This window comes from Streptococcus sp. sy018, from assembly GCF_007859185.1.
Taxonomy (GTDB): Bacteria; Bacillota; Bacilli; order Lactobacillales; family Streptococcaceae; genus Streptococcus.
The window spans coordinates 1-18,454 of record NZ_VOHN01000004.1; the positions used below are offsets into that span (position 1 = coordinate 1).

20 protein-coding genes, 1 tRNA gene and 1 rRNA gene are annotated in these 18,454 nt (G+C 39.3%); 19 read left to right on the forward strand and 3 right to left on the reverse strand.

The window, feature by feature from the left end:
- Window positions 1-11 precede the first annotated feature (11 nt).
- From rrf to manA, 4 genes are all read left to right on the forward strand, one after another.
- Window positions 12-127: ribosomal RNA gene (rrf, locus tag FRX52_RS04175) — 5S ribosomal RNA — on the forward strand.
- Between the two features lie 9 nt (window positions 128-136).
- A tRNA-Asn gene (locus FRX52_RS04180) sits at window positions 137-210 on the forward strand.
- 140 nt (window positions 211-350) lie between these two features.
- Window positions 351-827 carry a sigma-70 family RNA polymerase sigma factor gene (locus FRX52_RS04185; RefSeq protein ID WP_146538610.1) on the forward strand — a complete coding sequence of 159 codons (477 nt, stop codon included), beginning with the start codon at window positions 351-353 and terminating at the stop codon, window positions 825-827.
- Window positions 828-941: 114 nt separating this feature from the next.
- Complete coding sequence (gene manA / locus FRX52_RS04190; RefSeq protein WP_146538611.1) at window positions 942-1,889, forward strand: mannose-6-phosphate isomerase, class I; 948 nt, start codon at window positions 942-944, stop codon at window positions 1,887-1,889.
- Window positions 1,890-1,922: 33 nt separating this feature from the next.
- Here the strand turns inward: manA and FRX52_RS04195 are convergent, their stop codons facing one another.
- The gene (locus FRX52_RS04195; protein WP_146538612.1) at window positions 1,923-2,651 is read right to left on the reverse strand and encodes a pseudouridine synthase; all 729 of its coding nucleotides are present in this window, start codon (window positions 2,649-2,651) and stop codon (window positions 1,923-1,925) included.
- 1 nt (window position 2,652) lies between these two features.
- Window positions 2,653-3,813: an MFS transporter gene (locus FRX52_RS04200; protein WP_146538613.1), complete on the reverse strand. Its 1,161-nt coding sequence runs from the start codon at window positions 3,811-3,813 to the stop codon at window positions 2,653-2,655.
- Between the two features lie 184 nt (window positions 3,814-3,997).
- On the opposite strand from FRX52_RS04200, the gene secA reads away from it, so the two are divergent.
- The 6 genes from secA to FRX52_RS04230 all read left to right on the forward strand — a co-directional run bounded on the left by secA (window position 3,998) and on the right by FRX52_RS04230 (window position 10,905).
- On the forward strand, window positions 3,998-6,526 hold the full coding sequence (secA, locus tag FRX52_RS04205) for a preprotein translocase subunit SecA (RefSeq protein WP_146538614.1): 2,529 nt from the start codon (window positions 3,998-4,000) through the stop codon (window positions 6,524-6,526).
- 52 nt (window positions 6,527-6,578) lie between these two features.
- Window positions 6,579-6,944, forward strand: coding sequence for a holo-ACP synthase (gene acpS / locus FRX52_RS04210; protein ID WP_146538669.1), 366 nt, complete (start codon window positions 6,579-6,581; stop codon window positions 6,942-6,944).
- The gene (gene alr, locus FRX52_RS04215) at window positions 6,931-8,064 is read left to right on the forward strand and encodes an alanine racemase (protein ID WP_146538615.1); all 1,134 of its coding nucleotides are present in this window, start codon (window positions 6,931-6,933) and stop codon (window positions 8,062-8,064) included. Before acpS ends, alr begins: the two co-directional genes overlap by 14 nt.
- Window positions 8,051-10,066, forward strand: coding sequence for an ATP-dependent DNA helicase RecG (gene recG, locus FRX52_RS04220; RefSeq protein ID WP_146538616.1), 2,016 nt, complete (start codon window positions 8,051-8,053; stop codon window positions 10,064-10,066). Before alr ends, recG begins: the two co-directional genes overlap by 14 nt.
- A gap of 159 nt (window positions 10,067-10,225) precedes the next feature.
- Window positions 10,226-10,687 carry a hypothetical protein gene (locus FRX52_RS04225; protein WP_146495862.1) on the forward strand — a complete coding sequence of 154 codons (462 nt, stop codon included), beginning with the start codon at window positions 10,226-10,228 and terminating at the stop codon, window positions 10,685-10,687.
- A gap of 8 nt (window positions 10,688-10,695) precedes the next feature.
- On the forward strand, window positions 10,696-10,905 hold the full coding sequence (locus tag FRX52_RS04230) for a helix-turn-helix transcriptional regulator (protein ID WP_146495864.1): 210 nt from the start codon (window positions 10,696-10,698) through the stop codon (window positions 10,903-10,905).
- Window positions 10,906-10,969: 64 nt separating this feature from the next.
- Here the strand turns inward: FRX52_RS04230 and FRX52_RS04235 are convergent, their stop codons facing one another.
- Window positions 10,970-11,929 carry an asparaginase gene (locus FRX52_RS04235; protein ID WP_146495866.1) on the reverse strand — a complete coding sequence of 320 codons (960 nt, stop codon included), beginning with the start codon at window positions 11,927-11,929 and terminating at the stop codon, window positions 10,970-10,972.
- Between the two features lie 87 nt (window positions 11,930-12,016).
- Here FRX52_RS04235 and FRX52_RS04240 point away from each other — a divergent pair, with 87 nt between their 5' ends.
- The 9 genes from FRX52_RS04240 (at window position 12,017) to traF (ending at window position 18,427) form a co-directional block, all read left to right on the forward strand.
- Complete coding sequence (locus FRX52_RS04240) at window positions 12,017-13,414, forward strand: Cof-type HAD-IIB family hydrolase (RefSeq protein ID WP_146538617.1); 1,398 nt, start codon at window positions 12,017-12,019, stop codon at window positions 13,412-13,414.
- 91 nt (window positions 13,415-13,505) lie between these two features.
- Complete coding sequence (gene efp, locus FRX52_RS04245; RefSeq protein ID WP_146461710.1) at window positions 13,506-14,066, forward strand: elongation factor P; 561 nt, start codon at window positions 13,506-13,508, stop codon at window positions 14,064-14,066.
- Between the two features lie 55 nt (window positions 14,067-14,121).
- Window positions 14,122-14,511 (forward strand): Asp23/Gls24 family envelope stress response protein, encoded by a 390-nt coding sequence (locus FRX52_RS04250; protein WP_146461713.1) that lies wholly within the window; start codon window positions 14,122-14,124, stop codon window positions 14,509-14,511.
- Window positions 14,504-14,938 (forward strand): transcription antitermination factor NusB, encoded by a 435-nt coding sequence (nusB, locus tag FRX52_RS04255; protein WP_146495870.1) that lies wholly within the window; start codon window positions 14,504-14,506, stop codon window positions 14,936-14,938. The genes FRX52_RS04250 and nusB overlap by 8 nt, the downstream gene beginning before the upstream one ends.
- 102 nt (window positions 14,939-15,040) lie before the next feature.
- The gene (locus FRX52_RS04260; protein ID WP_146538618.1) at window positions 15,041-15,487 is read left to right on the forward strand and encodes a zinc-dependent MarR family transcriptional regulator; all 447 of its coding nucleotides are present in this window, start codon (window positions 15,041-15,043) and stop codon (window positions 15,485-15,487) included.
- Window positions 15,484-16,170 carry a metal ABC transporter ATP-binding protein gene (locus tag FRX52_RS04265; RefSeq protein WP_146538619.1) on the forward strand — a complete coding sequence of 229 codons (687 nt, stop codon included), beginning with the start codon at window positions 15,484-15,486 and terminating at the stop codon, window positions 16,168-16,170. The genes FRX52_RS04260 and FRX52_RS04265 overlap by 4 nt, the downstream gene beginning before the upstream one ends.
- A gap of 11 nt (window positions 16,171-16,181) precedes the next feature.
- Window positions 16,182-16,991: a metal ABC transporter permease gene (locus tag FRX52_RS04270; RefSeq protein ID WP_146538620.1), complete on the forward strand. Its 810-nt coding sequence runs from the start codon at window positions 16,182-16,184 to the stop codon at window positions 16,989-16,991.
- Window positions 16,992-17,066: 75 nt separating this feature from the next.
- On the forward strand, window positions 17,067-18,068 hold the full coding sequence (galE, locus tag FRX52_RS04275; protein WP_146538621.1) for a UDP-glucose 4-epimerase GalE: 1,002 nt from the start codon (window positions 17,067-17,069) through the stop codon (window positions 18,066-18,068).
- A gap of 14 nt (window positions 18,069-18,082) precedes the next feature.
- Window positions 18,083-18,427: a conjugal transfer protein TraF gene (gene traF, locus FRX52_RS04280; RefSeq protein WP_146461723.1), complete on the forward strand. Its 345-nt coding sequence runs from the start codon at window positions 18,083-18,085 to the stop codon at window positions 18,425-18,427.
- Window positions 18,428-18,454 lie beyond the last annotated feature (27 nt).

The following is an 18,454-nucleotide window of genomic DNA, read 5'->3' on the forward strand; positions in this document are numbered from 1 at the left end:
AATCAGAGTAGTTAAGTGATGATAGCCTAGGAGATACACCTGTACCCATGCCGAACACAGCAGTTAAGCCCTAGCACGCCTGAAGTAGTTGGGGGTTGCCCCCTGTGAGATAAGGTAGTCGCTTAGCTATTGATATTCCGCCATAGCTCAGTTGGTAGTAGCGCATGACTGTTAATCATGATGTCGTAGGTTCGAGTCCTACTGGCGGAGTTTAGATGACTAAAAGGACATTGTTTATATTCAATGTCCTTTTTTATATTTCTATAAAGTGACATCGATGTCCTGTTCTATAAAAGAAGTTTGACTTATACTTGAATTAGTTAAATAATAAAGGAGTGTAAGAGATGGACATGGATAATGAAAAATTTGAGGAATTATATGATAAAGTGAAGCCGATAGTGTCTAAATTGCAAAGAACTTATCAGATAAGAATTTGGCTGCATGATGATTGGGAGCAAGAAGCGATGATTAGTCTGTATCATTTATGTCAATCTTGTCCTCAAGTCTTGTGTGATGAACATTGTTTACGAATTTATTTCAAGACGAAATTTTCTAATCATGTGAAGGATGTTTTACGCAAACAATGTAGTGTGAAGCGCCAGTTTAATCAAATGACTTATGAGGAAATTGGTGAGGTTGGTCATGCAGTGAGAGCAGAAGGTATGTTATTGGAAGATTATGTGAGCTTTAAATCTTGGTTAGAGGTAGTTAGAAAGAATTTAAGTGTCAAAGAACAAGCGCAATTGGATAGGTTAATTAGGGGAGAACGTTTTGCAGGGAGAAAAGCCTTGCTTAAACAACTTAAAGAACGTTTAGCAGAAGAATAAAAAGTAGATTAGGTGACTAATCTATTTTTAGCTATTAGAGAGAAAAGATTAAGTATTGCAGAAGAGAGTGTTGTGGTGTTATAATGAAACTGAATTAAGATAAGGAGAAATAAAATGAAACAACCATTATTTTTACAAGGGACATTGCATGAGAAGATTTGGGGAGGTAATCGACTTGGTACAGTTTTTAATTATGAGCTTAATAGTGATAAGACGGGTGAATATTGGGCTATCTCAGCTCATGGTAACGGTGTTTCACAAATCTTAAATGGTCGCTTTGAAGGAATGGGTTTGGATCAACTATATCACTTAGAACCGGCTCTTTTTGGTTATCCCAAAAGTAAAGTTTTTCCTTTGTTAATTAAGATTTTAGATGCTAATGATTGGCTTAGTGTGCAAGTACATCCGGATGATGCTTACGCTTTAGCCCATGAAGATGAATTGGGTAAGACTGAATGTTGGTATGTCTTGGAAGCTGATGAAGGAGCCGAAATTATCTATGGGCACACGGCTAAGACTAAAGAGGATTTGAAAGAGATGATTATGACAGGTCAATGGGATGAGTTATTGACACGAGTTTCAGTTAAGGCAGGTGATTTTTTTTATGTGCCAAGTGGAACGATGCATGCCATTGGTCGTGGGATTTTAATTTTGGAAACTCAACAATCAAGCGATACGACCTATCGTGTCTATGATTTTGACCGTCCTGATAAAAGTGGGCAATTGAGAGAACTGCATTTGAAAGAGTCCATAGATGTGTTGACACTTGCTGAACCAAAAAATAGTCAACCTGTGGATCTTAAAGTAGGGGATTTAATGTCCACGCTTTTGGTTAGCAATGAGTTCTTTACAGTATATAAATGGGAAGTTAAAGGGCAAGCTAGTTTTACGCAAACAGCACCTTATTATTTGATGAGTGTAATTGAAGGTGAGGGAGATTTACTAATAGACAATGACACTTATTCTTTGAAAAAGGGAGATCATTTTATTCTACCAAATCATGTCGCATCATGGGAGTTTTCTGGGGATTTAACCTTGATTGTTAGTTACAGCAATGATTAAAAAAATAGCAGAGAGATAACTCTTTCTGCTATTTTATAATGCCACGTTAAAAATGTCCAAGCTAGTTATTTCTTTTGGAGTTAGACGGCGATAGTCACCTAGTGCTAAATTGGGATCCAGTTGCAAGGGGCCCATGCTTAAACGTTGTAAGTCAGTTACGGTTTTACCACAGGCTTTCACCATGCGCTTGATTTGATGGAATTTACCTTCTTTGATGGTAATTTGAACGAGGCTGGTGTTTTCTTTTTTGCTGGTTGAAAGAATAGTCAATTGGGCAGGTTGGCAGGTGAAATCTTTAAGTACGATACCTTGAGCAAATGCTTGGACATCATCTTGGGTCATGACCCCATCAATCTTGGCTTGATAACATTTATCCACATGTTTTTTTGGCGATAGCATAGCATGAGCTAGCTGGCCGTTATTGGTTAAGAGAAGAAGACCGTGGGTATCAATGTCCAAGCGACCAACAGGGAAAACATCTTTATGACGAGCGGTTTCATCAAGTAAATCAAGAACAGTAGTATGGTATTCATCTTGAGTGGCTGAAATAACTCCTTGGGGTTTATTGAGTAAATAATAAACAAATTTTTCATGGGTTAAGGTCTGTCCATTTATGGTGACGTGGTCATTTTGTTCATCAATTTGTTGTTTAGCCAGAGTTGAAATTTCTCCATTGACTAGAACTTGTTTTGTTTTTAAGAGTTTTTTGATTTCATTTCGGCTACCGATGCCACAATCTACTAAAAATTTATCTAGTCGCATGTTAGACTCTCTTTATTTCTTTGACTAATAGCAAAGCACTGATGATTCCACAAGCGATGGTATAAATATCAAAGGCACCAAGACTTGGGTTGATCTTTTCTAAAAAGTTGGGAAGTAAGGCGGCGGTTGCTCCACCGATATTACAACCCATAAGAACGATAGTCATGACAGTATTATCAAGTGGTTTTGGAGCAAGTCCAGCTGCTCGACTAAAAATAATGGTTAAAATGGTACTATAGAAGAATCCTGAAATCATTGCTCCTAATCCCAGTAACCAAAGATTATGGGCAAAGGTAATCCCAACAACGGATAGTCCAAAAATGGTATAGGCTATCCCTAACAGCCAGTGTTTAAAGCGACCAATCAATAAACTAAACAGTGTTCCAGCTAAGATTCCCATCATTTGCATTAAGCTGAGAACATAGCTAGCTTCTTGAGCTGTTCCGATTCCAGATGTGACAACGATTTGAGGAATTCTCATGGTGAGGAAGGTATTAACATTGATGACAAAAAAGGCTAGAAAAGCGAGATAAAGACTGGTTTGCCATAGGTGTTTTGTTAATTTAGGTTTAGAGAAAGAGGTATCCGTATCAGTTTGTTCTTGACCTAGGTTTTCCTTAGGCACAAAAAGAACAAAGAGCAATAAAATAACTAGGGCAAATAGATAGGCTGCAAAAGCAAATTGCCAGCCAAAACCTAAGAGATAACCAACAAGGGTAGTCAAGCTGGCGCTACCTAATACTTCAGCTGAGCTGCGTAAGCCCATCATCTGTACCCCTTCTTGACCTGTAAAAAAATGTCCAATGATGTTGATGGCACGAGCATTGATAAGTCCGATTCCCAAGCCAAGTAAAATTCTGGCAAAAAGAACTAGCGTAAAGCTAGGAAAAAGAACTGGCATCGAGCCACCAATTGCCATTAAAAATAAACCTAAAATGATGATAGAGCGCTCTGATAAAAATCGGACGATAAGACCATTAGACAATAGGCTAACCATAATGGCAAAAGACGTAATCGTAATGAGGTTTTCTACTTGACTAGACGAAATCCCTTCTTTTGCAAAATGACCAATCATTTGGGGCAAGGCAGGGGAAACGGCAAAAGTGGATACTAGCATGGTAGAGAGTGCGAGTAGGCTGATTTTTTCTAAAATTCGTTTCATGGAATCTCCTTTTTAATTGATAGTTATTATTAGTATAACAAATTTCAATGAGATGAGATAGGGACTTGGGACAAGAAGTTTCAAAGAGAAGAGATTGCTTAGCGACATTATAGCCCACTCTTGAATAGCAGTTTATTTCGTGGTATAATAACATGATAATGTATCGTAATTGAGAGGAACTAAAATGGCAAATATGCTACGCACACTTATTGAAAATGATAAGGGTGAAGTGAAAAAATTAAGAAAAATAGCAAAGAAAGTTGAATCTTATGCCGATGAGATGGAAAGCCTGTCTGATGAGGCATTGAAGGCTAAGACGGAAGAATTTAAAAAACGTTATAATTATGGCGAAACCTTAGATGATTTACTGCCAGAAGCTTTTGCTGTTGTACGTGAAGCTGCCAAACGTGTCTTGGGGTTGTTTCCTTATACAGTTCAAATCATGGGGGGGATTGTCCTTCATCATGGTGATGTGCCTGAAATGCGTACTGGTGAGGGTAAGACCCTAACGGCTACCATGCCAGTGTACTTAAATGCCATTTCGGGAGAAGGTGTCCACGTTGTTACGGTCAATGAGTATCTAGCAACTCGTGATGCCATGGAGATGGGTGAGGTTTACAGTTGGCTTGGTTTGTCAGTTGGGATTAACCTGGCTGCAAAATCGTCTTTGGAAAAACGTGAAGCCTATAACTGTGATATTACTTATTCAACCAACTCAGAAATTGGATTCGATTATCTTCGTGATAACATGGTGCAACGTCGAGAAGATATGGTGCAACGTCCGTTGAACTTTGCTTTGGTCGATGAAGTTGACTCAGTCTTGATTGATGAGGCGCGTACACCATTGATCGTTTCAGGTGCTGGTGGAGCAGATATTGATCAGCTTTATATCCGAGCAGATATGTTCGTTAAGACCCTTAAACGTGAAGATTACGCCATTGATGTACCGACTAAGACCATTGGTCTAAAAGATTCTGGTATTGACAAAGCTGAGCAGTATTTCAATTTGGATAACCTTTATGACCTTGAAAATGTGGCCTTGACCCATTATATTGACAATGCTCTTCGTGCCAATTATATTATGACCTTGGATGTGGATTATGTGGTCAGTGAAGAGGGTGAGATTTTAATCGTTGACCAATTTACAGGTCGTACCATGGAAGGTCGTCGTTTCTCTGATGGTCTTCACCAAGCCATTGAAGCTAAGGAAGGTGTCGAGGTTCAAGAAGAAACCAAGACAAGCGCGTCAATCACCTACCAAAACATGTTCCGTATGTATAAAAAATTGGCAGGGATGACAGGTACTGGTAAGACGGAGGAAGAAGAATTCCGTGAAATTTACAACATGCGAATCATTCCAATTCCAACGAATCGTCCAGTCCAACGTATTGACCATCCAGATTTGCTTTATCCAACCTTAGATGCGAAGTTTCGTGCGGTTGTAGCTGATGTCAAAAAGCGTTATCAGACAGGTCAACCTATTCTAGTCGGAACAGCTTCTGTTGATACTAGTGATTTGCTGTCAAAAATGTTGGTTAAAGAAGGTATTCCACATGAAGTTTTGAATGCCAAGAACCATTTTAAAGAAGCACAAATCATTATGAATGCCGGTCAACGTGGAGCAGTTACTATTGCCACCAATATGGCTGGTCGTGGTACCGACATCAAGTTGGGAGAGGGTGTACTAGACCTTGGTGGTCTTTGTGTTATCGGAACAGAGCGTCATGAGAGTCGCCGTATTGATAATCAGTTGCGTGGTCGTGCCGGACGTCAAGGAGATAAGGGAGAATCTCAATTCTATCTATCTTTAGAAGATGACTTGATGAAACGTTTTGGTTCAGAGCGTATTAAAGCCTTCCTTGACCGTATGAATCTCGATGAAGAAGATGCTGTTATCAAGTCTAGCTTGTTGACCAAACAAGTGGAAAGTGCCCAAAAACGTGTTGAGGGTAATAACTATGACGCTCGTAAACAAGTCTTGCAGTATGATGATGTCATGCGCGAGCAACGGGAAATTATTTACGCTAACCGTTATGAAGTCATTACAGCTATTCGTGACTTAGGACCAGAAATTAAGGCCATGATTCAACGTACGATTGATCGTCAAGTTGATGCTCATAGTCGTTTGGATAAGGATGAAGCCCTAGAGGCGATTGTGACCTTTGCTCAAAATAATCTGTTGGATGAAGAAGATATTAGCGTGTCTGACTTACAATCATTGAGCTTTACGGAAATTAAAGAAGAATTATATGATCGTGCTATGGAAGTTTATCAACGACAAATGGCAAGATTAAAAGATGAAGACAAGATTTTAGAATTCCAAAAAGTACTTATTTTGATGGTTGTGGATAATCGTTGGACCAGTCATATTGATGCCTTGGATCAATTGAGAAGTGCGGTTGGTCTGCGTGGTTATGCTCAAAACAATCCAATTGTTGAGTACCAATCAGAAGGTTTCCGCATGTTCCAAGATATGATTAGTACAATTGAGTTTGATGTGACGCGTACGATGATGAAGACACAAATTCATGAACAAGAGCGTGAGCATGTGTCACAAAATGCGAGAACAACTGCTCAAGGTAATATTGCAGCTCAAAAACTTGATTTTGATAGCTTAACTGAGTATGATTTTACTGGTGTGCGTCGTAATGATGCTTGTCCATGTCAATCTGGTAAGAAATTTAAGAATTGTCACGGACGTCAAAAATTTTAAAATAGAAAAGAAGAGAGCGAGCATGGTCTTAGCTCTTTTCTTGGAGAGAAGGATGATTGTAGGGCATGGGATTGATTTGCAAGAGATTTCTGCTATCGAAAAAGTCTATGATAAGCGGCCCAATTTTGTAAAAAAAGTACTGACACCTAAGGAATTAGTTAGGTTTGATCAATTACCTAAAAAAAGGGCAATGGCCTATCTAGCAGGTCGTTGGGCAGCCAAGGAAGCCTTTGCTAAGGCAATGGGAACAGGAATTGGAAAACTAAATTTTTTAGCTATTGAAATCCTATCTGATGAGAAGGGAGCACCAGTAGTGACCCAGTCACTGTTTCCTGGTCATGTTTTTGTTTCCATCAGTCATAGTGGTCAATTGGCTCAAGCCAGTGTTATTTTGGAGGAAGAAAATGGTAGCAAGTAAGCATAGACCAACGAGAGCGATTGTTGATTTGGCAGCAATTCAAGCCAATGTTGAGGTTATTAAAAGTTGTCTAAGAGAAAAGATACAGACCTTTGCAGTGGTCAAGGCTAATGCCTATGGTCATGGTGCGGTAGAGGTTGCGAAGAGCTTGCAATCTTTTGTTGATGGTTATTGTGTGTCGAATTTGGACGAGGCTTTGGAGTTACGACAGGCAGGTTTGACACAAGCTATTTTGATTTTGGGAGTGATTGAAGCTGAAGATGTGGGTCTAGCAATTCGTCATAATCTCATGCTAACGGTAACGAGTCAGGAATGGTTGGACCGTCTTTTGTCAACGCAAGACCAACAAGATTTAGAGGGCTTGCAAGTACATCTCAAGATTGATTCAGGTATGGGACGTGTTGGTTTTCGTGAAGCTGATGAGATCAACAAATCTATGTCTGCCTTAGATAAGGTTGGTGCTAGAGTTGTAGGGATTTTCACGCATTTTGCAACGGCTGATGAGGCAGACGATAGTAAATTTCAAGAACAATTAGCACGCTTTAAGAGCATCTTGTCAAACTTGATTCAAATTCCTGAATTGGTTCATGCTAGTAATTCAGCCACTACCCTTTGGCATAAGGACGGTATTTTTAATGCCGTTCGCTTAGGTGTGGCGATTTATGGTCAGAATCCTAGTGGATTAGAGTTGCCACTTCCTTTTGACTTAAAACCAGCCTTACGTTTGGAGAGTCAGTTGGTTCAAGTCAAACAACTGAAAGCTGGTCAGTCAGTTGGTTATGGTGCAACCTATGTGACTCGTGAAGATGAGATTATTGCGACGGTACCAATTGGTTATGCAGATGGCTGGTTGCGGCGTTTACAAGGAGCAAAAGTTTTAGTGGATGGTCAATTTTGTGAAATTGTTGGTCGTGTTTCCATGGATCAGATAACACTCCGATTACCCAAGGCATATCCTTTGGGAACAAAAGTGACATTGATTGGTCAAGATAGGGACCAACTTATTACGGCAACTGACTTAGCACAATTTTCTCAGACCATCAATTATGAAATTCTATGTTTGATTAGTGAACGCGTGCCAAGAATTTATCAACAAGGATCAGCTCATGAAATTGGATGATCAAATAGCGAGCTTGAAAGGTTTTGGTCCTAAAACAGCAGAGAATTTTCTAAAACTTGGGATTGAAACCATTGAAGAGTTGCTCTGCTATTATCCCTTTCGTTATGAGGATTTTCAGCGTCGGTCAGTAGCTGAGCTGGTGGATGGAGAAAAGGCGCTCGTCTTAGGAACGGTTGTGACACCAGCAGTCGTGCAATATTATGGTTTTAAGCGTAATCGGTTGACTTTTAAGATGAAGCAAGGTGATGATGTCTTGGCTGTCAATTTTTTTAACCAACCTTATTGGCAAGACAAGATTCAACTAGGACAAGAGGTGGCTGTTTTTGGAAAATGGGACAGTAAGAAGGCTAGTTTAACTGGTATTAAAATTCTAGCCCAAGTCAGCGACGAGATGCAGCCAGTGTATCATCTTGTTAAGGGGGTCTCGCAAGCCAGTTTGGTGAAAGCCATTAAATCGGCTTTGGATATGGGATATTTGCAGCTTTTACCAGAAAATATCCCCCAGTATTTGTTGGATAAATACCGTTTGTTAGATCGTCAAACCGCCGTTTTAGCCATGCATTTTCCAACGGATTTAACCCATTATAAACAGGCTTTAAGGCGATTAAAGTTTGAAGAATTTTTCTATTTTCAACTGAAATTACAAATCTTAAAAACCAGTCATCAAGTGGAGAATTCAGGTACGGTGTTAGCCTATGATGAGCGGCGATTGGCAGAGCGTCTGGCTAATTTGCCCTTTACCTTAACCTCGGCTCAAGAACGTAGTTTATCTGAGATCTTAGCTGACATGAAATCAAGTAAGCACATGAACCGACTGTTACAAGGAGATGTGGGTTCAGGCAAGACCATTATCGCTAGTTTAGCCATGTATGCCGCCCATACAGCGGGCTATCAGTCAGCTTTAATGGTGCCAACAGAGATTTTAGCAGAACAGCATTACATGACTTTATCTGACCTTTTTCCTGATTTGACCATAGCACTTTTAACGTCTGGCATGAAGGTGGCAGCTCGTCGAACGGTATTGGCAGGCATTGCTGAGGGTTCGATTGATTTGGTTGTGGGTACTCACGCGCTAATTCAAGAAGGGGTATCGTATCATCGTTTAGGTTTGGTGATTACAGATGAGCAACATCGCTTTGGTGTGAAACAACGTCGTTTATTTAGGGAAAAAGGAGTTAACCCAGATGTTTTAATGATGACTGCAACGCCGATTCCACGAACTTTGGCAATCACAGCTTTTGGTGATATGAACGTTTCGATCATCGATCAATTACCTGCTGGTCGAAAACCCATTATCACACGATGGGTTAAGCATGAACAGTTAGCTCAAGTTTGGGATTGGTTATTAGAAGAAGTCGCTAAACAATCCCAGATTTATATCATTTCGCCCTTGATTGAAGAATCCGAAGTCTTAGATTTGAAAAATGCAGAAACACTGCATCAAGAATTGATCGCTTTATTTGATGAAAAGGCTAGGGTGGCCTTGATGCACGGTCGTATGAAGTCAGATGACAAAGAGCAGATTATGACAGCCTTCAAAAATCATGAACTAGATATTTTGGTCTCAACCACAGTCATTGAGGTTGGAGTTAATGTCCCTAATGCCAGTATTATGATTATTATGGATGCTGACCGTTTTGGTTTGAGTCAACTCCACCAATTACGCGGACGTGTCGGTCGAGGAAATAAACAATCCTATGCCATTTTGGTCGCTAATCCTAAAACCGATACAGGTAAAGAACGCATGCGAATCATGTGTGAAACAACAGATGGTTTTGTACTAGCAGAAGCAGATCTTAAGATGAGGGGTTCGGGTGATGTTTTTGGTACCAAGCAGTCAGGCATTCCAGAATTTAAGTTAGCTGATTTGGTGCAGGATTATCCAATTTTGGAAGAAGCCAGAAAGGTAACACAAGCTATTGTTTCAGAAGCAAATTGGCAGGACAATCCTCGTTATGCCCCTATCCGACCTTACCTAGTCATTGAGAAAGAATTTGACTAGGTAAAGAGATATCAAACATCAAAATTTATCGTTTTTCGATAAAAAATAGTTGCAAAACAAAATATTTCTGTTATACTAATAGTATCATATGATAATTATTAAATAGAGCTCATTTAATGGTAACCCTTTATTTGTAAGATGAGAGAGGAAATATTTAAGATGAAAAATAAGGATATGTCTTATTTGAAATACGGTGTGTGGTTATGTAATATTTTGATTGCTATCCACTTGATGATTGCGATTGGCTTAGTCATTTTTAGTATGATTGGTGTTGTTAACAATGGCTATTTGACAGATTGGTTGGCTAATTTCCAAAAAACCAATGTCTTGCTATCTGGTTTATCAGTGACGATTTTTGGTGTTATTTTTATGTTGTGGAATTTGGTATTACCAATTGCTATTTTGATTTGTATTCGTCAATTTTTCAAAAACATTTTAACCAATCATGTATTTATTTTTCAAAATGTCCGTTTGGCACGTATCTTAACAGTGTTAACCGCTGTGGTTGGTATTGTCTCAATGAACTTGACTTATGTTTTAATTGCTGGTTTGATTTGGGCAATGTCTAAGGTGATTGAGCAAGCTAATGTCATTGCAGAAGAAAATAAATTTATTATTTAGGAGTAGATATGATTATTGTCAATCTCGATGTTGAACTAGCTAAGAAAAAAATGAAGCTAGGCGAATTGGCTGAACGTATTGGTATCACCAATGCCAATCTGTCTATTCTAAAGACAGGAAAAGCCAAGGCTATTCGCTTTACAACCTTAGAGGCTATTTGTCGTGAGCTAGATTGTCAACCAGGAGATATTTTGGAATATGTCGCTGACGAACAATAGTCATCTATCATCTCAAAAAAAAAACCTTGATACTTATCAAGGGGTTTTCTATTGTCTATTTTCATTAGCCTTCAATATAATCTTTTAATGCTTGTCCACGCAAACCAGCATTTAGGGCAATGAGTAATTTTAATCTGGCTTTTTGGGCATTGAGTTCTTTGACAAACATCACCCCTTGTTCAGCAAGTAAGACGCCACCACCCTTATAAGCATATACTGGTTCAGCAATACCGTTGAAACAACGAGATACAAGAACGACAGGGATTTGCTGTGCTAAAAGCTGACTTAAGGCAGGAATCGTATCAGGTGGCATATTGCCAGCCCCGAGTGCTTCAATAACGACCCCATCAATCTTATCAGGAGTCAATAAGCTAATGATGCCATCCCCCATGCCAGCATAGGCCTTGATGATTGGGACAGTGCCTTCAATCTTTTCCAAGTCAAAACGAACCCTAGGTTCTGCTGTTTGAAAGAAAAGAACATCATGTTTCATGATAATACCCAAGGGACCATGAGTTGGTGTTTGAAAGGTAGATACATTAGTCGTATGGGTTTTGGTCACATACTTAGCTGCGTGAATTTCATCATTCATAACAACCAAGACTCCCTTATCATAAGCCTTGTCATGACTGGCAACACGAAGGGCAGAAAGATAATTATAAATGCCATCGCTTCCCAGTTCATTGGATGAACGCATAGCTCCTGTAATGACAATTGGGATTTGTGGAAGAGTCATGGTATCCAAAAAATAAGCCGTTTCTTCCAAGGTATCTGTCCCGTGGGTAATAACCACCCCATCAATCTGTTTTGCCTTTTCTTTAATCAATTGATAAAGTTTTAGCATGTGACTGGGTCTAACATGTGGACTGGGTAGGTTAAACAGGTCTAGAACTTCCAAGTCTAGATTATCAAGAGTCAGTCCCACATGGTTCATAGGGTTAGTAGTTTCAGGTCTGACCTTACCAGTGTCATCAGCTTGCATAGAAATGGTGCCACCTGTATGGAGCACAAGAATTTTTTTCATAAGTCTTCTTTCAATTCCTAAAATATGTTATTATTATTATTGTAACATATCGTAAAAAAAGTGTGAAGCAAGAGATGAGGGATTGAAATGGCAATAAAAGCAGTATTTTTTGATATTGACGGCACTTTGCTAAACGATGTTAAATCTGTGCAAAAATCCACACAAGCAGCCATTAAAGACTTACATCGTCAAGGTATTTTGGTTGGTGTGGCAACTGGTCGTGGACCAGGTTTTATCAATCGCTTTATGGAAAATCTAGAGTTAGATTTTGCTGTTGCTTATAATGGTCAATATATTTTTACAAGAGATCGGGTACTTTATGAAAATCCCCTGCCAAAATCTGTAGTTTATCGCACTATTAAATATGCCTCTAGTCGAAAACGTGAAATTTCCTTGGGAACAGCAACTGGCTTGGTTGGTTCTAACATTATTAACCTAGGCACCAGTCGTTTTGGCCAAGTTATCAGTCGTGTGGTGCCTAAAAGCTGGGCTAAGATGGTGCAAAAAACGTTTAAGCATGCGATTAGACGCTTTAAACCTCAACGTCCTGCTGATTTATTGACCATCATGAAAGAGCCGATTTATCAGGTAGTCTTAGTTGCGACTCAAGATGAAACCGATCAATTAAAAGAGAAATTTCCACAATTGACCATCACAAGAAGTAGCCCCTACTCAGCCGATTTGATTGCTAAGGGGATGTCGAAATTAAAAGGTATTGAGAAGGTCGGTGAATTTTTTGGTTTTGCCATTAACGAAGTTATGGCTTTTGGTGATTCCGATAATGATTTAGAAATGCTATCAGGTGTGGGAATTGGTGTGGCGATGGGAAATGGTAGTCAAGAAGCCAAACAAACTGCAACCTATACGACAACTAGTAACAATCAGGATGGTATTGCTAAGGCACTAGCTCACTATGGTTTGATTCATTTAGGAAGCGAGTCTAATTTTACAAGTAGTGATGATAATTTCAATAAGGTTCGTGATTTCCATGAACTGATGGATGGCAGTTTGCGTGATTTACCAAAAGCATTTGATAGTCATGAGGCTAGTCGTCGAGTTAATTTCAAAGCAGAAGAGCTCGTTGAGTTTCTATATGCTAGTCAGTCTAGTCTAGATGCTTTTCAAGAGCAAGTGGCAGCCCTACATCAAGCGATTGATCAGGCTGTCGTTAAAGTTAGTCAAAAACCAGCAACAGATGATCAGATGGTTGGTCAAGTAGATGCTTTAGCAGATCTTTTGTATTTTACTTATGGGTCGTTTACGCTGATGGGTATTGATCCTAAACCTATCTTTGATACGGTTCATGAGGCCAATATTGGCAAAATTTTTCCAGATGGCAAGCCTCATTTTGACCCAGTAACGCATAAGATTTTGAAACCTGACCAATGGCGAGAACCAGAGCCTGCAATTAAGTTAGAGTTGGATCGCCAAATCCGTAAGGCTCAGGCGCGACAAATCCAAAAAGAAAAGTCACTAAAGAACTGACTAAGGGTGTCTTATTTTATTAAAACATTTGAGTCTTGATGGTTTTTGTGGTAAAATGAAGTGATAATAATTTGAATAAAGAGGTATCATTATGATTGAAGCAAGTAAATTAAAGGCAGGAATGACCTTTGTAACAACAGATGGCAAGTTGATTAAAGTATTAGAAGCTAGCCACCATAAACCAGGTAAGGGAAATACCATCATGCGAATGAAATTGCGTGATATCCGTAGTGGTTCAACTTTTGATACGAGTTATCGTCCAGAGGAAAAATTTGAGCAAGCGATTATTGAAACACGTCCAGCTCAATACCTTTACAAGATGGACGACACAGCCTACTTCATGGATACTGAAAGCTACGAACAATATGAAATTCCAGTAGCTAACGTGGAAAATGAATTACTTTACATTCTAGAAAATTCAGATGTGAAAATCCAATTCTACGGTACAGAAGTTATCGGTGTGACCATTCCAACAACAGTTGAATTGACGGTTGCTGAAACTCAACCATCAATCAAGGGGGCAACCGTGACAGGTTCAGGTAAACCAGCGACTATGGAAACAGGTCTTGTTGTCAACGTACCAGATTTCATCGAGGCTGGTCAAAAATTGGTCATCAATACAGCTGAAGGGACTTATGTCTCACGCGCTTAATTAGTCAAGGATTGGAGCAATTCCAATCCTTATTCAGAAGTGAAAGGATTATGCTATGACAAAGGAAGTAATTGGAGATATTATTATTTCTCCACGTGTACTAGAAGTCATTACAGGTATTGCGACAAGCAAGGTAGAAGGGGTTCATTCTCTGCAAAATAAAAAAATGGCAGATGGTTTGAGCAAAAAAAGTTTGGGTCGTGGTGTCTATCTTGAAACCGCTGAAGATGGTAGTTTAACGGTTGATTTATATGTTGATTTGCAATATGGTGTCACAGTGCCAACCGTCTGCCTTGCTATTCAACAAGCTGTCAAATCAGCTATCTATGATATGGCAGAAGTAGTGGTTAATCAAGTCAATGTTCATGTCGTTGGTATTGTGCCAGAAAAAACACCTAAGCCAGATGTGAAATCATTGTTTGATGAGGATTTCTTGAATGACTAAGTTATTTGATAATTCAAGACGAGATTTGCGTGAGCGTGCCTTTCAAACCCTATTTGCTCTTGAGTTTGGTGGTCAGACTCTTGACCAATCTCAGTTTGCTTATAGTTATGATAAGGATTTAGCTGAGGATGATGTTCTGGATACACCTGCTTTCATTCTCAATTTGGTGACAGGTGTCTGTGATCATTTGGAACCATTGGATCAGGTGATTACGCAACATCTTAAGTCAGATTGGTCCTTGGAACGTTTAACCTTGACAGATAAAACCCTCTTACGTTTGGGACTTTATGAAATGACTTATTTTGACGAAACGCCTACGCGTGTAGCCCTTAATGAGATTATTGAAATAGCTAAAAAATACTCCGATGAAACGTCTTCACGTTTTATCAATGGGCTATTGAGTCAGTTTGTCGAAGATGAAAACTAAAGGCTGGTAAAACCAGTCTTTTTTTATTGACTGGTATTTGAAGATACCGTTCTGTTTTTGATTATGATATAATTAACTGGTTAAGTAAAAGGAGAAAGTTATATGGAATTAGCAACTTCTATTGACCATTTGGTTAATAGTATTTTACTCAAAGCAGAAAATCAGCATGAATTTCTTATTGGTGCTTGTCAAAGTGAGTGGAGATTGACCAGTACACAAGAGCATATTCTCATGCTGTTAACTGAGGAAAGTTTGACAAACTCTGACTTGGCCAAGTGTTTATCTATTAGTCAAGCAGCAGTCACGAAGGCCGTCAAAGGACTCATTGGCCAAGGACTTTTAGAAAGTCAAAAAGCTAGTGGTGATGCGAGAAGTAATCAGTATCTTTTGACAGAACAAGCTCTTTTCATTGCTCAAGAACATGCTAACCATCATCACCAGACGCTTTTAGCTTATCAAGAAATCATAGACAAGTTTTCTCAAAGTGAACAGGAAGTTTTATCACGATTTATGGAAGCCTTGGTGCTTAGATTGGAGAAGTCATCATGAGATATCTTACAGTTAGTGGACTTAGTTTTCAATATGACCATAATCCTGTTTTAGATGAGATCAATTACCATTTAGACAGTGGTGAATTTGTGACCTTGACAGGAGAAAATGGAGCCGCTAAATCAACCTTGATTAAGGCGAGTCTTGGTTTGCTTAATTTGCAAAAGGGACAAGTAACCATATCTGATACCAATATTAAAGGAAAAAAGCTACGTTTAGCCTATTTACCACAACAAATTGCCAGTTTTAATGCAGGATTTCCTAGTACAGTAGAGGAATTTGTTCGTTCAGGTCGTTATCCAAGAAAAGGTTGGTTTAGTCGTTTAGATGCCCATGATGAAGAACATGTGCGAGCTAGTTTGGAATCAGTTGGAATGTGGGAGAGTCGTCAAAAAAGAATCGGGCAATTATCAGGTGGTCAAAAGCAGCGTGTTGTGATTGCTCGACTGTTTGCTTCTGATCCAGATGTCTTTGTCCTTGATGAGCCGACAACAGGAATGGATGCAGGAACCAGTCAGAGTTTTTATGACCTCTTACACCATAATGTCAAGCATCATAGCAAGTCTGTGTTGATGATTACTCATGACCCAGATGATTTGGCACCCTATGCGGACCGTAACATTCATCTGGTGCGTAATCAGAATTTGCCTTGGCGTTGCTTTAACGTGCATAAGGAAGAGTAAGAGGAGAGATAATGTTTGACTTATTAACCTATGATTTTATGTTGCGGGCTTTTTTAGCAGTGCTTGCCATGAGTTTGTTTGCTCCTATTCTAGGTGTCTTTCTGATTTTGCGTAGCCAGAGTTTAATGAGTGATACCCTTAGCCATGTGTCCTTGGCAGGTGTAGCAATAGGCGTGGCAATGGGGCTATCACCTACTTGGACAACTCTAATAATTGTTAGTTTAGCAGCCATTTTTTTAGAATATCTGCGAAGTGTTTATCAGCATTATATGGAAATTGCGACAGCTATTTTAATGTCTGCTGGTTTGGCCCTGTCTTTAATGATTATGAGTAAGGCGGCAAATGCTTCCAGTCTGAGTTTAGACCAGTATCTTTTTGGTTCGATCATTACCATTAGTCACCATCAGGTTTTAGCTCTTTTTGCCCTAGCCTTTCTTATCTTACTCTTAACTGGTTTGTTTATTCGTCCCATGTATTTACTAACTTTTGATGAAGACACTGCCTTGGTTGATGGTTTACCAGTTAAATTAATGTCTATTTTGTTTAATATAATCACAGGTATTGCTATTGCTTTGATGATTCCAGCTGCAGGAGCACTCCTTGTTTCTACCATCATGGTCTTGCCAGCCAGTATTGCCATGCGTTTGGGAAATAGTTTTCGTCAAGTCTTGCTGATAGCCTTATTAACCAGTTTTATGGGGATGGTTAGTGGTCTTTTATTGTCGTATCATTTGGAAACACCAGCTAGTGCGACCATTACTATGGTATTTGTTAGTTTATTTCTTTTAGTTAGTGGTATTAAAAGAGGCGCTAAGGCTTAGTCTATTAGTTCTTTTAGTTGAAGAATTAGGCTTAAATGGGTATAATGAAAGTAAGAATATTCAAAGGAGAAAGAGATGACAGTATTGATTTTAGGTGGAGCAGGCTATATCGGCTCACACATGGTTGATCGTTTGATTGAAACTGGAAAAGAAAAGGTTGTTGTCGTTGACAACTTGGTCACAGGTCACCGTGCAGCCATTCATCCAGATGCTCTGTTTTATGAGGGAGATTTGGCTGATAAGGTATTTATGCGTCGTGTCTTGACAGAAAATCCAGATATTGATGCGGTGATTCACTTTGCAGCTTACTCTTTAGTTGCAGAGTCTATGGAAAATCCGCTTAAGTATTTTGATAATAACACGGCTGGTATGGTTAGTCTATTAGAAGTGATGAATGAGTTTGGCATTAAAAATATTGTCTTTTCATCGACTGCTGCTACCTATGGTATTCCAGAAGAATTACCAATCAAAGAAACAACCCCTCAACGCCCAATCAATCCGTATGGTGAAAGCAAGCTCATGATGGAAACCATGATGAAGTGGGCAGATCAAGCTTATGGGACAAAATTTGTTGCCCTACGTTATTTCAATGTGGCAGGAGCTAAGCCAGATGGCAGCATTGGAGAAGATCATGGTCCAGAAACGCATCTATTGCCAATTGTCTTACAAGTTGCTCAAGGGACACGAGATAAAATCATGATTTATGGTGATGATTATAATACACCAGATGGTACCAATGTTCGTGATTATGTTCATCCTTTTGATTTGGCAGATGCTCATATTTTAGCTGTGGATTACTTGCGTGCAGGGAATCCTTCGTCAGCCTTCAATCTCGGATCGTCAACAGGATTTTCTAATTTAGAAATTCTTGAGGCAGCTCGTCAAGTGACGGGTCATCCGATTCCAGCTGAGATGGCAGATCGTCGCCCTGGCGATCCAGATACCTTGATTGCTGAATCAACGCGAGCGCGTGATATTTTAGGATGGAAACCAGCATTTGATGACATTAAGAAGATCATTGAAACAGCTTGGGCTTGGCATTCTAGTCATCCAAAAGGTTATGATGATCGTGATTAAGGTAAGGAGAATAAATGAAAACTTTTGCAGAAATTGTTAGTAACTTCAATCCTACAACTGTGGAAACTCTCCAATCAAAGTTTGTCCAGGGTGAAAAAGTGGTGCTTTTCTTAGGTCGTGCGACCTGTCCTTATTGTCAACGTTTTGCTCCTAAATTGGCCAATGTCGTTGAAGCAGATGGTCTGACTATTGATTTTATCAACAGTGAAGAGGCAACTCAGTTAGAGTCCATTCAAAACTTTCGTCATCAGTACGAGATAAAGACAGTTCCAGCACTCTTGGTTGCAGAAAATGGTCAAGTTAAGGTGGTTTGTGATTCTTCTTTATCAGAAGACGAGATTCGTACGTTTATTGGATAACATAGAAAAACTGACTTGATTGAATAA